General features: G+C 56.0%; 16 protein-coding genes. 13 read left to right on the top strand and 3 right to left on the bottom strand.

Annotated elements, in window-relative coordinates; genetic code table 11:
• Window positions 1-3 precede the first annotated feature (3 nt).
• Window positions 4-1956, bottom strand: coding sequence for an urea ABC transporter permease subunit UrtB (urtB, locus tag ABLN87_RS11545; RefSeq protein WP_353010362.1), 1953 nt, complete (start codon window positions 1954-1956; stop codon window positions 4-6).
• A gap of 61 nt (window positions 1957-2017) precedes the next feature.
• Window positions 2018-3298 (bottom strand): urea ABC transporter substrate-binding protein, encoded by a 1281-nt coding sequence (urtA, locus tag ABLN87_RS11540; RefSeq protein WP_353010360.1) that lies wholly within the window; start codon window positions 3296-3298, stop codon window positions 2018-2020.
• Between the two features lie 403 nt (window positions 3299-3701).
• Between urtA and ABLN87_RS11535 the strand changes: the two genes are divergently transcribed.
• The 9 genes from ABLN87_RS11535 to ureG all read left to right on the top strand — a co-directional run bounded on the left by ABLN87_RS11535 (window position 3702) and on the right by ureG (window position 9171).
• On the top strand, window positions 3702-4511 hold the full coding sequence (locus tag ABLN87_RS11535) for an urease accessory protein UreD (protein WP_353010358.1): 810 nt from the start codon (window positions 3702-3704) through the stop codon (window positions 4509-4511).
• A gap of 1 nt (window position 4512) precedes the next feature.
• On the top strand, window positions 4513-4815 hold the full coding sequence (locus ABLN87_RS11530) for an urease subunit gamma (RefSeq protein ID WP_353010356.1): 303 nt from the start codon (window positions 4513-4515) through the stop codon (window positions 4813-4815).
• Between the two features lie 15 nt (window positions 4816-4830).
• Window positions 4831-4992 carry a hypothetical protein gene (locus tag ABLN87_RS11525; RefSeq protein ID WP_353010354.1) on the top strand — a complete coding sequence of 54 codons (162 nt, stop codon included), beginning with the start codon at window positions 4831-4833 and terminating at the stop codon, window positions 4990-4992.
• Entirely contained in the window at window positions 4989-5294 is a 306-nt protein-coding gene (locus ABLN87_RS11520; protein ID WP_353010352.1) for an urease subunit beta, read from the top strand. Before ABLN87_RS11525 ends, ABLN87_RS11520 begins: the two co-directional genes overlap by 4 nt.
• Complete coding sequence (gene ureC / locus ABLN87_RS11515; RefSeq protein WP_353010350.1) at window positions 5294-7054, top strand: urease subunit alpha; 1761 nt, start codon at window positions 5294-5296, stop codon at window positions 7052-7054. The genes ABLN87_RS11520 and ureC overlap by 1 nt, the downstream gene beginning before the upstream one ends.
• Window positions 7055-7184: 130 nt before the next feature.
• Window positions 7185-7409, top strand: coding sequence for a DUF1127 domain-containing protein (locus ABLN87_RS11510; protein WP_353010348.1), 225 nt, complete (start codon window positions 7185-7187; stop codon window positions 7407-7409).
• A gap of 28 nt (window positions 7410-7437) precedes the next feature.
• Window positions 7438-7890: an urease accessory protein UreE gene (locus ABLN87_RS11505; RefSeq protein ID WP_353010347.1), complete on the top strand. Its 453-nt coding sequence runs from the start codon at window positions 7438-7440 to the stop codon at window positions 7888-7890.
• Window positions 7874-8527, top strand: a complete 654-nt coding sequence (locus ABLN87_RS11500; protein WP_353010345.1) for an urease accessory protein UreF — start codon at window positions 7874-7876, stop codon at window positions 8525-8527. The genes ABLN87_RS11505 and ABLN87_RS11500 overlap by 17 nt, the downstream gene beginning before the upstream one ends.
• A complete protein-coding gene (gene ureG / locus ABLN87_RS11495; RefSeq protein WP_353010343.1) occupies window positions 8524-9171 on the top strand; it encodes an urease accessory protein UreG in 648 nt (215 codons plus the stop codon). The genes ABLN87_RS11500 and ureG overlap by 4 nt, the downstream gene beginning before the upstream one ends.
• Window positions 9172-9289: 118 nt before the next feature.
• Here the strand turns inward: ureG and ABLN87_RS11490 are convergent, their stop codons facing one another.
• Window positions 9290-10069: an MOSC domain-containing protein gene (locus tag ABLN87_RS11490; RefSeq protein WP_353010341.1), complete on the bottom strand. Its 780-nt coding sequence runs from the start codon at window positions 10067-10069 to the stop codon at window positions 9290-9292.
• Between the two features lie 398 nt (window positions 10070-10467).
• Between ABLN87_RS11490 and ABLN87_RS11485 the strand changes: the two genes are divergently transcribed.
• The 4 genes from ABLN87_RS11485 to ABLN87_RS11470 all read left to right on the top strand — a co-directional run bounded on the left by ABLN87_RS11485 (window position 10468) and on the right by ABLN87_RS11470 (window position 13934).
• Window positions 10468-11787, top strand: coding sequence for an ABC transporter substrate-binding protein (locus ABLN87_RS11485; RefSeq protein WP_353010339.1), 1320 nt, complete (start codon window positions 10468-10470; stop codon window positions 11785-11787).
• 79 nt (window positions 11788-11866) lie between these two features.
• Window positions 11867-12814, top strand: coding sequence for a carbohydrate ABC transporter permease (locus ABLN87_RS11480; protein ID WP_353010337.1), 948 nt, complete (start codon window positions 11867-11869; stop codon window positions 12812-12814).
• Window positions 12811-13749, top strand: coding sequence for a carbohydrate ABC transporter permease (locus ABLN87_RS11475; protein WP_170472685.1), 939 nt, complete (start codon window positions 12811-12813; stop codon window positions 13747-13749). Before ABLN87_RS11480 ends, ABLN87_RS11475 begins: the two co-directional genes overlap by 4 nt.
• Window positions 13746-13934: a hypothetical protein gene (locus ABLN87_RS11470; RefSeq protein WP_155150119.1), complete on the top strand. Its 189-nt coding sequence runs from the start codon at window positions 13746-13748 to the stop codon at window positions 13932-13934. The genes ABLN87_RS11475 and ABLN87_RS11470 overlap by 4 nt, the downstream gene beginning before the upstream one ends.

Genomic DNA, 13934 nt, shown 5'->3' with positions numbered 1-13934 from the left:
GGCTCAATCCCCCGCCGCGCGGCCTTTGAGGGCAGTAATGCCCCTTGGCCGGAATTGGATGAAAATGATGATGAAGATGATCATGTAGGTCTGCGCGGCGAGGGTGTTCGACGGGTTCATCCACTCGATGCCCTTTTGCAGGAAGCCGATCATGCCTGCCCCCGCCAACGCGCCCCAGATGTTGCCGACACCGCCGACGACTACGGTCATGAAGCTTTGAACGATATAGTCGCTGCCCAGATCGGACGTGACCTTGGCGAACAGACCAATCGCAACCCCGGCAATTCCGGCGATGCCGGAACCAAGCCCAAAGGTCAGCATATTCACCCGCCCCGGATTGATCCCCATCGACCCAGCCATACGCGGGTTCTGCGTCACCGCGCGCATCTCAAGCCCCAGCCGGGTGCATTTCATGATGTACAGGAACAGCCCAAGAAAGATCATGGCCAGAACGAAGATCGCGATGCGGATGTAGCTGATCGAGACCACATCATTCAGCACCCATGCCCCGTCCAGCCATCCGGGCGCGGTGAGCGGTCGGGCCTGCGTGCCAAAGATGTTCTTGGCCAGCTGTTGCAGCGCGATTGAGATACCAAAGGTCGCCAGCAGTGTCTCCAACGGGCGGGCATAAAGCCACCGGATTACCAGCCGCTCCATCGCGACGCCCATGGCGAAGGTGACGGCAAAAGCCATCGGGATCGCCACAATGATCGACAGAGTATGATCGGGGATGAACTGCTGCACCACGTAGCCGGTGTAGGCGCCCATCATGATGAACTCGCCATGGGCCATGTTGATCACGCCCATCACGCCGAAGGTAATAGCCAGACCGATGGCAGCGAGGAAATAGATTGACGCCAATGAGATCGCGTCCAACGTCAGGTCGAGGGTCTGGTTCAGACCAACCTTCAGCTCGATCTGTTCCAGCGCCTCTTCGGCGGCGGCTGTGACTTCGAACGAGGGTTCGGCATAGGTTTCAAAGAAGACATGCGCTTCCAACGCGGTATCGATATCGGCCTCGGTGATCAAAGCTGGGACGAGGCCAGCTTCGGCCAGAGCAACGTAAGCCTGAGCACGCGTGGCATCAGAGTTCAGTTGCGCAACAGGCATGTCCCCCACGCGGCCGCCGTCGATATTGGCGGCCAGTGCGGCGCGTATGTCATCAGGCGACGTGCGCGGTGCGGCGAGGTCATTGGCGACCAACAGGTCATATGCCTCGTTCCGCGACAGGGCTTCCGATCCGGGTTCTAGAATAGTGGCGATATTCGCATCAGAAGGCAGATCGGTGCCCGCCTGTCGCTTCGTCACGACCAAAGGGTTCAGGGCCGCACGGACATCCACACCCAGATCGTCGGACATGTCTTCAATCGCAGCAACTCGCGCTGCTGTATCCTCGTCATACCCGATAGTCAGCAACCGCTCGAGGCGTTGCTTCTGCGCTTTCAGATCAGCATCGGGCTCGTCGTCAATCGAGGCGCGAAGCGGCTCCAACAGAGCGCCTTCGGGATCGCGTTGAATAGAAGCCAAAGCGGCCAGACGTTTTGCCCGGTCCGGGTCGGTCAGTTGGAACTGGACCAAAGCTGTTCCAATCATCGCGCGGATGCCGCTATTGGGTTTCAACTGTTTCAGGTCGGATTTCTCAAACGTGCCAACGACTTCTCCGGTGTCGAAATCGGTCAGTTCATACGACCGCCCCTCAGCCTTTTTCCCGGCAAAGAACAGGCCATCCGACTTGCGCATCCACACATCTTTGGCCGCCCATGTCTCAAGCATCACCTGCGCTTGCGGCAACCCGCTGCTGGCAATCGCATCAATCGCCGGTTTGATCGTCTTGCGCGAGCTTTTGGTGATGATCTCCTGATGCTCTTGCAGGATCGGTTGCAAACCGCTCTCTTGCGCATTGGCCGTTAGGCAGGCGCATAGGATTGCGAGGCCCGCAAGGAATAGTCGTAACATGTGGTGAAACCCGAGGTGTCTTTGGGGCAAGGCGGGCGATGACACCCGCCTTGCGAGAAGGTTAGTAGTTCGACAGGGTCTGAACGCAGGTCTTGGTCTCGGTGTTGTACATACCGCAACCCAGCTCTTTCCAATCCGAGATCAGAACCGCCGATTCCGGCAGGAAATCGGTCCATGCGTCACCCGGCACGACGTCGGTTTCGCTGATGATATCGAACTGACCGTCTTCCTGAATCTCACCGATCAGAACCGGCTTGGCCAGGTGGTGGTTTGGCAGCATCACGGCAGTGCCACCGGTCAGGTTCGGGAATTCCTGCCCGTACATGGCGGCGCGTACAGCGTCGACCTCAGTTGAGCCCGCCTCAGTCGCAGCGTTCACCCACATGTTGAAGCCGATGTAGTGTGCCTCCATCGGATCGTTTGTCACACGATCTTCACCCATGGCGGCTTTCCATGTTTCGACGAATTCGGCATTCACGTCAGTATCTGCCGACTGGAAGTAGTTCCACGCGGCCAGGTGACCGACCAGGTTGGTCGTATCCAGACCCGAGAGTTCTTCCTCACCGACCGAGAAGGCTACGACCGGGATGTCATCCGCCGAAACGCCCGCAGCCGCTAGTTCTTTATAGAACCCGATATTCGCGTCACCATTGATGGTCGAGATCACGCCCACTTTCTTACCGTCGGCGCCCAACGCAACAACGTCCGCGACGATCTTGGACCAATCGGAATGGCCGAAGGGGGTGTAGTTGACGAAGATATCCTCGTCCGCGATGCCTTTACCCTTCAGGTAGCTTTCCAGAATATTGTTGGTGGTACGCGGGTACACATAGTCAGTGCCCAGCAGCGCGAATTTCTCAACACCCAGCTCGCCCAGGAAGTAGTCAGTCGCAGGGATCGCCTGCTGGTTCGGGGCGGCACCTGTGTAGAAAACGTTTTTCGAGGATTCTTCGCCTTCGTATTGAACCGGGTAGAACAGAAGGCCGTTCAGCTCTTCGATCACGGGCAGAACCGATTTACGACTGACAGAGGTCCAGTTGCCAAAGATCACGTCCACCTCATGCACGGTCAGCAGCTCGCGCGCTTTTTCAGCAAATAGCGGCCAGTCCGAGGCCGGGTCGACCACAACCGCCTCAAGCTGCTTGCCCAGCAGACCGCCCTTGGCGTTTTGCCGGTCGATCAGCATCAGCATCGTGTCTTTTAGCGTAGTTTCCGAGATTGCCATCGTGCCAGACAGCGAATGCAAAACACCAACTTTGATCGTATCTTCATCCGCCAACGCAGCGGTCGCCATAGCTGCAAAAACAACCGATCCGGCAAGCGTAGATTTGAGCGATTTCATGTAATCCTCCTGGCGGGGCCGGGAGAGAGGGCTTGCACAAAGGCGCGTTTCTCTTCTACCTGATCCCCGCAACTGTTGTTGCGTTACGTGTGGCGGTTGTGTTCGAGGTCCAATTCGCGCAGCCGTCACACACCCTTGGTTTTCCCCAAGTGGGCACACTTACGGTTTCTGCATTGCAGCATCATTATCAATTCGTGGATTGATCATTTCCGCAGATCAGCCCTGCCTGACTATTTTTTAATCAGTTGGGCGGCGTGAAGCCCAAAATTTAGACACCCCTTCAGGAAACGCTTCGAATTCTGCCCCTTGGAATAGAGTCCCGGCGCTCAAAAGGGAAAACAGACGACACAGTTCTTTGCGTTGCAGGTCCGCTATTACACATCACGCTCCGATACCGCCCCCTATGACCGCCGCGCCGCCGCGCGCGCAGGGATCGGTTCGTCTCAGCACCAAACGTTTGGGCAAAACCTCGGTTCTGAATGTGTTTCGCCAATCAGGTTCATTCAAATGTCTGTTCCCCCGGACAGATGGGGATGCGCTGGATGCAGTCCTGTTGAACACCGCCGGAGGGATTACAGGCGGGGATGTGTTCAAATTTCAGGGTCACGCAACCGAGGGCACGGCGCTGACGCTTACAACACAAGCCTGCGAACGTGCCTATCAGGCTAAACCGGGACCGCCGGGCCAGATATCAAACCTGTTGAAGATCGATGCTGGCGCCCGGCTCACTTGGTTACCGCAAGAGACAATACTGTTCGGAGGCAGCGCACTCGACCGTCATCTGAATATCGATCTGACCTCGGGGGCCTCGGTTTTGATGGCAGAATCCTGGGTCTTTGGGCGCGCAGCCATGGGCGAGGTACTGACCGACATTCGCCTGCGCGATAGGATCGAAATTCGAAAGAACGGCAAACCCATCTTTCTGGATGCGATGCAGTTCAACGGCGATCTGAATGCTCATTTGGCCAGACCCAACATCGCCAACGGCGCCGGCGCAATGGCGCTGGTCGTCTTTGTTTCGTCAGCTGCCGAAGGTCAGCTGGATGCGATCCGAAAGATGCTGCCGGAAACGGTCGCGGGGGCCACGCTGGTAAAAAATGACCTGATGGTCGTCAGGATACTGGCGCCAAACAGTTTTGAGTTACGCCGCGTGCTGATCCCGATCCTGCGGCGATTGAGCGACGATACCTTACCCCGATGCTGGATGATCTGAGATGAATCTGACCCCTCGTGAAAAAGACAAGCTGCTGGTTGCCATGGCTGCCGAAATTGCCCGCAAACGGCTGGCGCGCGGCGTCAAGCTGAACCACCCCGAGGCGATTGCCCTGATCACTGACGCAGTGGTCGAAGGGGCGCGCGACGGTCGGTCCGTCGCCGATATGATGCAGGCCGGGGCCGAGGTGATCAGCCGCGCGCAATGCATGGAAGGCGTGCCCGAAACGATCCACGAAGTTCAGGTCGAGGCCACCTTTCCCGACGGCACCAAACTGGTGACAGTCCATAATCCCATCCGCTGAAAAAGGAACTCTGAAATGATCCGTATGCTCTTTCCCGCCTTCATCCTCGCTGGCCCTGCAGCGGCACATACCGACACGCATATTCACGCCCATGGCACGGACTATATCAATCTGGGCGTTGGCCTGGCTCTCATCGCTCTGGGCGCCATCGCGGTGATTGCAAAGCTGAACAAATGATCCCCGGAGAGCTGTTCCCGGCCGAGGGCGACATTACTCTGAACGCAAGCGCAACGGCGCTGACACTGATGGTGGCCAATACCGGTGACCGGCCGATTCAGGTCGGCTCGCATTATCACTTCGCCGAGACGAACCCAGCGCTTGAGTTCGACCGTGTCGCCGCGCACGGGATGCGCTTGGACATCGCCCCAGGCACCGCCGTGCGGTTCGAACCGGGTCAATCGCGCGAGGTTTCGCTGATCCCGATCGGCGGTGCGCGGGAGATCTATGGGTTTAACCAAAAAGTCATGGGATCGCTTTAATGCCCGCAACAATCAAACGCTCTGACTATGCCGCCATGTTCGGCCCCACCACCGGCGACAGGCTGCGGCTGGCTGATACCGATCTGGTCATCGAAGTCGAACGCGACCTGACCGCCGAGCGCGCCGGGGCAGCCGCCACCGGAGGGACCGGTGACAACGCGCTGCTCTACGGAGAACAGGTCAAGTTCGGCGGTGGCAAGGTGATCCGCGACGGGATGGGGCAATCTCAGGTTACGCGCGCCGCGGGGGCCGTGGATACGGTCATCACCAATGCTTTGATCGTCGACCACTCGGGCATCTACAAGGCGGATGTGGGCCTCAAAGACGGGCGCATCGAAAAGATCGGAAAGGCAGGAAACCCGGATACGCAGCCGGGCGTCGATATCATCATCGGTCCGGGGACCGAAGCCATTGCTGGCGAGGGGCGCATCCTAACAGCAGGCGGATTCGACAGCCACATCCATTTCATCTGCCCGCAACAGATTGAGGACGCGCTGCATTCTGGCCTGACCACGATGCTGGGCGGCGGCACCGGTCCGGCACATGGCACATTGGCCACGACATGTACGCCCGGCCCCTGGCACATCGGACGGATGCTGCAAGCAGCAGATGCGTTTCCCATGAACCTGGCATTTGCGGGCAAAGGCAACGCCTCTCTACCCGTCGCTCTTGAAGAACAGGTCAAAGCCGGGGCTTGTGCGCTGAAACTGCACGAGGATTGGGGAACAACCCCTGCCGCGATCGACTGCTGCCTCTCGGTCGCGGATGCGATGGACGTGCAGGTGATGATCCACACCGATACGCTCAATGAATCGGGTTTTGTCGAAAACACAGTGGCCGCCATGAAAGGTCGCACGATCCACGCTTTCCACACCGAAGGCGCAGGTGGGGGCCACGCACCAGATATTATCAAGATCTGCGGCGAGAACCACGTTCTGCCTTCATCCACCAACCCCACGCGCCCCTTCACTGTGAACACGGTCGAGGAACATCTGGATATGTTGATGGTTTGCCATCACCTCGACAAATCCATCCCTGAAGATGTGGCCTTTGCCGAAAGCCGCATCCGGCGCGAGACCATCGCCGCCGAGGATATTCTGCATGACATGGGCGCCTTCAGCATCATCGCCTCGGATAGCCAAGCCATGGGCCGGGTCGGAGAAGTTCTGATCCGCACCTGGCAAACCGCCGACAAGATGAAGAGACAACGCGGTCGTCTGCCAGAAGAAACCGGCGAGAACGACAATTTGCGGGTCCGGCGCTACATTGCCAAATACACGATCAACCCCGCCGTTGCGCATGGGTTGAGCCACGAGATCGGCAGCATTGAAGAAGGCAAACGCGCCGATCTGGTGCTATGGAACCCGGCCTTCTTTGGCGTGAAGCCCGAGATGGTATTGCTGGGCGGCACCATTGCGTGTGCGCAGATGGGGGATCCGAACGCTTCGATCCCGACACCGCAGCCAGTTTACAGCCGCCCTATGTTCGGGGCTTATGGCCGCTCGGTCGAAAACTCTGCCATCACCTTCGTCTCTCAAGCCGCTCAGGCCGACGGGATTGGCGATACGCTGGGATTGGCAAAGCAAACCGTAGCCGTTCAAAACACGCGGGAGATCAGCAAACAGGATCTTCTGCTAAACAACGCGACCCCGCATGTCGAAGTCGATCCGGAAACCTACGAGGTCCGCGCAGATGGCGAGTTGCTGATCTGCCAGCCAGCCGAAGTTCTACCTATGGCACAGCGATACTTTTTATTCTGATCAATATTTGTGCTGCAATGCAGCATATGCAACGCGGCCATGACGAAAGGCCCTCTACTCACCGAGGACGAAATGACCAAGTATGAAAACCAAGGGAGGACCAACTTAGACCAGTTTACTGGAGGTCCTGATGGCACATTCAACAACCAACCCACGCACTGGCTTTTCGATTGCTGGCTTCTTCCACTCTGTTGGCGAGGCATTTTACAACGGGATGACAGCCGTGGCCGAAGCGCGATCACGCTCGAAGCAAATCGAGTTTCTGCAATCGCTCAGCGACGAAGACCTGAAAAAGCGCGGCATCTCTCGCGACCAAATCGTGTATCACGTCTTTTCGGACTCCGTCTGGCGCTGAACACCGCAACTGCAGATGGGGCGTATCTATGACCGCCCTTTTCTGCACTGCCCACCGATACTCAGATCATCTTCACGGTGATCCCACTGATGAACTGTCGCTAACATATGACGACAGGTTCTTGCGCCGCAAAATGCTGACATGCGAAAGCGGTATGCAAGTTCTGGTGGATCTGGCACAGACTACCTCTCTGAACCATGGCGGCGCGCTGGTTCTAGACGATGGTCGCCAAGTAAAAATACAGGCTGCACCCGAAGCCCTGCTGGAGATTACAGCCCCGGACCTGGCGCGCATCGCATGGCATATTGGCAATCGCCATACACCCTGTCAGATCGAAGCCGAACGTCTGCTGATTCAGATCGATCACGTTATCCGCGACATGCTGCTGAAAATCGGCGCAACGGTGCGAGAAGTGCGAGAACCCTTCACCCCCGAAGGCGGGGCCTATGGCCATGGCAGGACACATGGCCACGCCCACTGACGCCGATATCCTGACGCTGACCCAATGGCTATCCCCGGCCTATCCAGTAGGCGGCTTTGCCTATTCGCATGGATTGGAGTCCGCTATCGACGCTGGCGCCGTTGCATCTGCGCAGGATGCCAAGGCCTGGATTTGGGATGTGCTGGAACATGGGTCTGGTTGGAACGATGCCTTGTTCCTTTTTGCGGCCTACAACGCGCAAGACGTCGACGCGTTGAATAATATCGATTCGATGGCCCGGGCCTTTTGCGCATCGTCCGAACGGGTCATGGAAACCAATTTGCTGGGCCAGGCATTCGGGCAAGTAACAGGGGATGTGTGGGTAGTAGAGCTTACCCAACTCTCCTACCCTGTCGCGGTTGGACGCGCCGCACATTTGCAGGCCCTGCCGGTCCTGCTAACAGCCAAAATGTTTCTGCAGGCCTTCGCCAGCAATCTGGTCGCCTGCGCAACGCGGCTGGTGCCTTTGGGTCAAACGGATGCGCAAAGGCTGATCCGCGACCTGACACCTCTTTGTGAACAGATCGCCCAGAATGCACATCTGGCTGGCTTAGACCAACTGACCTCAACCGCGTTTCTATCTGACATCGCGTCGATGACACATGAAACCCAATATTCAAGGATGTTTCGTACATGACACAGATGAACGGCCCTTTGCGCGTCGGGATTGGCGGCCCTGTTGGCGCTGGCAAGACCACTTTGACCGCCGCCCTATCCGAAGCGCTGCGTGATGTTTGTTCAATCGGCGTCATCACCAATGACATCTACACTCAGGAAGATGCCGAAGCGCTGATGCGCATGCAGATCTTGCCACAGGACCGGATCATCGGTGTTGAAACAGGTGGTTGTCCGCATACAGCGATCCGTGAGGACGCCTCAATCAATCTGGCGGCCGTTGCCGAAATGCGAACGCGTCATCCTGATCTCGACGTGGTTTTGATCGAAAGCGGTGGCGACAATCTTTCAGCCACGTTCAGCCCGGAGCTTGCAGACCTGACCATCTATGTCATCGACGTTGCCGCTGGAGAGGAGATTCCCCGCAAAGGTGGCCCCGCGATTACAAAGTCAGACATCCTGGTAATCAATAAAACCGACCTTGCCCCTCATGTCGGCGCGTCGCTGGACGTCATGGAGCGGGATGCCAACAGAATGCGCAACGGGCGGCCGTTCTTATTCTCATCACTTCGTCACAGGCAAGGGGTGGACGCGATAGTCGATCTTTTGATGAAGATCGGCGGATTGAGGACAACTGAATCGCAAGATATCTCGCAGCCTGCCTAAACAGGGCTGGCCAGGCTGGGCGAGCAAGAAAACGACTAGCGAAAAAGTAAACACAATTCATTTGAGTGAACGGAGGACAAACCGCCTGGGGCTGCCACTTTGGCGTGGGGAGTAATATTCAATTTAACATTTCGCCAGTTTGGCCGACGCTCAGCGTTCCGCCTTTAGCCACCTCGACATAGACACCCATATCCGTATGGCCCATCAACTTCCGAATAAGATAAGGTATCTTCAAGTCCCGCTCGGCCGTATCCGGGTTCACTTCAGTGGCTGCACACCTTTTCGTACGTGAGAGTATCTTTAACTCGACATCGCCAAATCTAAGAACTGATCCAACTGCGTTCAGCTCAGAAAACGGGGGTAAGCCATCGATCTCTATATTCGCCCGGAAGCGTGCTGGGTGGATTTCTGCGCTCAGTTGTTCGCTCAACTTTTCCACCGACGCCAGATTCAAAACGGATATCGCATTCATCATTTTAGGTGAGACGACAGACACATCTGTAAACCGATGAGGAGCAGACGAAACGAATTCTGGCGGTTCGGGATCTTTCAAATCGATCTCTGAAGACAGGAATCTTGCCGCATTCATCCGATCTTCTGGGGCTTGCATATTGAAGCTATGAGTTTTGCCGTTCGCCTTGATCTCAAGATTTTGGGTCTCAGTATCAAAATTCGTCTTAATGCCTGCCAGTGCAGCCTCATTCAACAGAACAACAAAGCGATCTTTCGGCAGTGGCTGAGGGTTCTGCGCGTCGAAACCGGAGTTGTAGCGCGCGAATCCGAACAGGCGATCACCCGGAATCCCCTCCCCTTCTCGCAGCGTCACGGTTTGCATGGGCTCGGCACTCAAGCCTTTAATTGGGTAGCGGTTCAATCTGACGATAGTGAGAGTGTTCATACGTCTGCACCTGACCAAATGAGCTATGCACGATCCCGGGTGGTCCGAGCAGTTTGACGCTATCTCTAATCCTCAAAGGTATCGAACAAATAATCTGTGAGAGCTTCACAAGCGGGTTCGCTAAACCGGTTCGCCGCACCCTGGCCGCGATTGTGAGCTGCGCCTATTTTAGTAGAATTGGCCATTTAATGCCTCACTGCTGAAAATACATGCGCACCATCGAAAACCAAAACGTTCATTTAGAATCAATGACTAAAAAGCGAAATTGACGACCTTCTTTGTTCACCTGAGGTACGAACCTCAAAAAAATCTGGACTTGAGGTGCGTACCTCAAATAGCCTCGGAAGTATGCCGCGATTCGCACATCCTCGATTGACGGCGCAAAAAGGGAGGAATGGATGACTTACACAAAACTGGCCTCTGCCAGCGCAATAGTCCTTGCCGCTACTACTCTTTCTACCAAGGCAAATGCTGAAGATCTGACGCTTTGTTGGGCTGCATGGGACCCGGCCAACGCGCTTGTTGAGCTATCAAAAGAATTCGAAGCAGAATCCGGCCATACAATGAACTTCGAGTTTGTTCCCTGGCCGAATTTCGCGGACCGGATGCTGAACGAGCTGAACTCTGGGGGTAAGCTCTGCGACCTGCTGATTGGTGACAGCCAATGGATCGGTGGTGGCGCTGAGAATGGTCACTATGTGCAGTTGAACGAGTTCTTCGATGCCGAAGGCATCAGCATGGACGATTTCGCGCCGGCCACTGTTTATGCTTACTCGACCTGGCCTAAGGGTACACCAAACTACTACGCGCTGCCCGCTATGGGCGATGCAAACGGCTGGTTCTATCGCAAGGACTGGTTTGAAAACCCCGACATCCAAGCCGCATACAAAGAGGCGACTGGTGAGGACCTGCGTGAGCCTCAGTCTCAGAAAGAGTTGCTGCAGATCGCTCAGTTCTTCCAGGGTCGTGAGATTGACGGCAAGACCGTCTATGGCGCCGCAATCTTTACCGAGCGCGGCTCGGAAGGGATCACCATGGGTGTGACCGGAGCGCTGTATCCTTGGGGCTTCAAATACGAAAACACCCCGGGCTCATACGACATGGAAGGCGCGGTAAATTCACCCGAAGCGGTTGAAGCTCTGGAGTTCTACAAGGAGTTCTACGAAACGGCGACGCCTCCGGGATATACCAACTCTTACATGGGTGAAAGCTTGGACGCCTTTAAGTCCGGTCAGGTCGCCATGGCCATGAACTGGTTTGCGTTCTTTCCAGGTCTCTATGCCGACCCCAATACGGGCGGTGACAAGATCGACTTCTTCGTGAACCCACCCCAAAATCAGGCAGGTTCGACGCTGGGCGGACAAGGTATCTCGGTTGTCAGCTACTCCGACAAACAGGACGCCGCACTTGAGTACATCAAGTGGTTCGCGCAGCCGGAAGTGCAGGCCAAATGGTGGGAGCTTGGAGGATACTCCGCACACAACTCGGTGCTGGAAGATCCTGGTTTCGTGGACAGCCAACCGTTTGCCGGTGACTTCCTGGAAGCAATGGGTGGTGTGCAGGATTTCTGGCAAGAGCCTGCCTATGCAGAGCTTCTGCTGGCAATGCAGAAACGCATCCACGACTACGTGGTTGCTGACCAAGGTACAGCTCAGGAAGCGTTGGATCTTCTGATCGAAGATTGGACGGAAGTCTTCGAAGACGAAGGCAAGCTGTAATCCGGACACAGGCCGGAGCGGGTGCAATCTCGCTCCACCTTCACCCGTGAGTCCTAAACCAACAAGAATTGGCAAAGAGATGTCTGACAGGACCGTAGATCGCGTTGCGCAGGCAACGCCCGAGCGAGTTGCGCGAAAAATCCGGGGATTATCCGACCGCGCGATCGCTTGGATATTCATCTCACCAACGATATTTCTATTGCTGGCGATCAACATCTTTCCGTTGATCTGGACCATCCAACTGAGCTTTACCAACTACAAAGCCAACCGGATCGGGCGTGAAGTCAAAGATGTCGGGCTCAGGAATTACGAGCGTATCCTGACGGACTCGGACACCTGGCTGAATATGCAGGCAACGGCGCATTTCCTGTTCTGGACGATATTTTTCCAGGTCCTGATTGGGTTCACGCTGGCATGGTTGATCAACAAGAAATTCAAGGGCAACGATCTCTGGACGACGATCATAGTGCTGCCGATGATGCTGTCCCCGGCTGTCGTCGGCAACTTCTGGAAGTTCCTGTATCAACCTCAGATCGGCCTGTTTAACTACCTCGTGTCTTGGTTTACCGGCAAGGAGCCGTCTAGCTTTGAAATGCTGGGATCTGTCACGTTGGCCCCGTGGGCGATTGTGATTGTCGACACCTGGATGTGGACACCCTTCGTGATGCTGATCTGTCTGGCGGGATTGCGCAGCATTCCCGACTATATCTACGAGGCTGCCGAGATCGACAGGGCCAGCAAGCTGCGCCAGTTCTTTACGATTACCATCCCGATGGTGCTGCCGTTCCTGATGCTCGCTGTGCTGTTTCGAGGGATCGAGAACTTCAAGATGTTCGACCTGGTGGTGCAACTAACCGGCGGTGGGCCGGGGTCTGTTACGGAGCTCACTTCGATCAACCTGAAACGCGAAGCCTTTGAAAAATGGCGTACGGGCTATGCGTCAGCCTATGCGATCATCCTTTTCGTCACCGTGTTCGGCCTTGCATCGATCTACGTCAAAGCCCTGAACAAGGTGAAACAGAGATGAGCAGTTTTTCCGTCACAGAACCTTCGAACCGGTCCAAGTGGATCGCAGGCTTCTTGGTGATCACCTATGCGCTGATCACGATGATCCCGCTGGTATGGATCTTGTTGACCGGTTTCAAGTCCCCGGCCGACGCGATCAGCTATCCGCCCAAAGTGGTGTTTGACCCAACGCTTGAAGGCTACGTAAACCTCTTCACCACGCGCACACGGCAGACGCAGGAGTTTCTGCAAGCGAACCCACCGCAGAACTGGGCCGATGAAATCGTGCGCCAATACGACATGGTGATCGTCGGGCCATCCAAGTTCGGCGAGCGCTTCATGAATTCGGTTATCATCGGATTTGGCTCGACTTTCTTGAGTATCTTCCTTGGTACGCTGGCCGCGTACGCGTTCAGCAGGTTCAAGGTCCCGCTCAAGGATGACCTTTTGTTCTTCATTCTTAGTACGAGGATGATGCCCCCGGTCGCTGTCGCCATCCCAATCTTCCTGATGTTCAGGAACCTTGGGCTGAGCGATACGCATCTGGGAATGATCTTGCTCTATACAGGGGTAAATATCTCCCTGGCGGTCTGGTTGCTAAAAGGTTTCATCGACGAAATCCCAAGAGAATACGAAGAAGCCGCCCTCATAGATGGCTACACGAGGTTTCAGGCATTTTACAAAGTGGTGCTGCCGCAGGCCGCAACAGGCATCGCGTCAACTGCCATCTTCTGCCTGATCTTCGCCTGGAATGAGTACGCGTTTGCCGTGCTGCTGACCTCTGCCAACGCGCAGACTGCACCACCGTTCATCCCGACCATTATCGGTATTGGCGGCTTGGACTGGCCTGCTGTGGCGGCAGGTGCAACAATCTTCCTGATCCCCGTCATGATTTTCACCATCCTGATGCGCAAACATTTGCTGCGCGGGATCACATTCGGAGCCGTACGCAAATGAGCGAGTTTCTGACCGGATTACTGCGGCTCCGCCGCGGCCCATGGGAGATGGTCGCAACCATCCTTATCGCACTGGGTGTCTTCATGCTGATGCAACCCTTTGTCCTTTGGGCCTTCACATACTCTTTCATCGTCACGCTGATCGGAACCGTCATGTTCATCATCGTCAGCCATTTCCCGGAGTAG

Origin of the sequence: Ruegeria sp. SCP10 (assembly GCF_040329495.1) — a bacterium.
GTDB lineage: Bacteria > Pseudomonadota > Alphaproteobacteria > Rhodobacterales > Rhodobacteraceae > Ruegeria.
The sequence above is the reverse complement of the archived record's forward strand: the minus strand, read 5'-3'. Positions and strand labels throughout refer to the sequence as shown.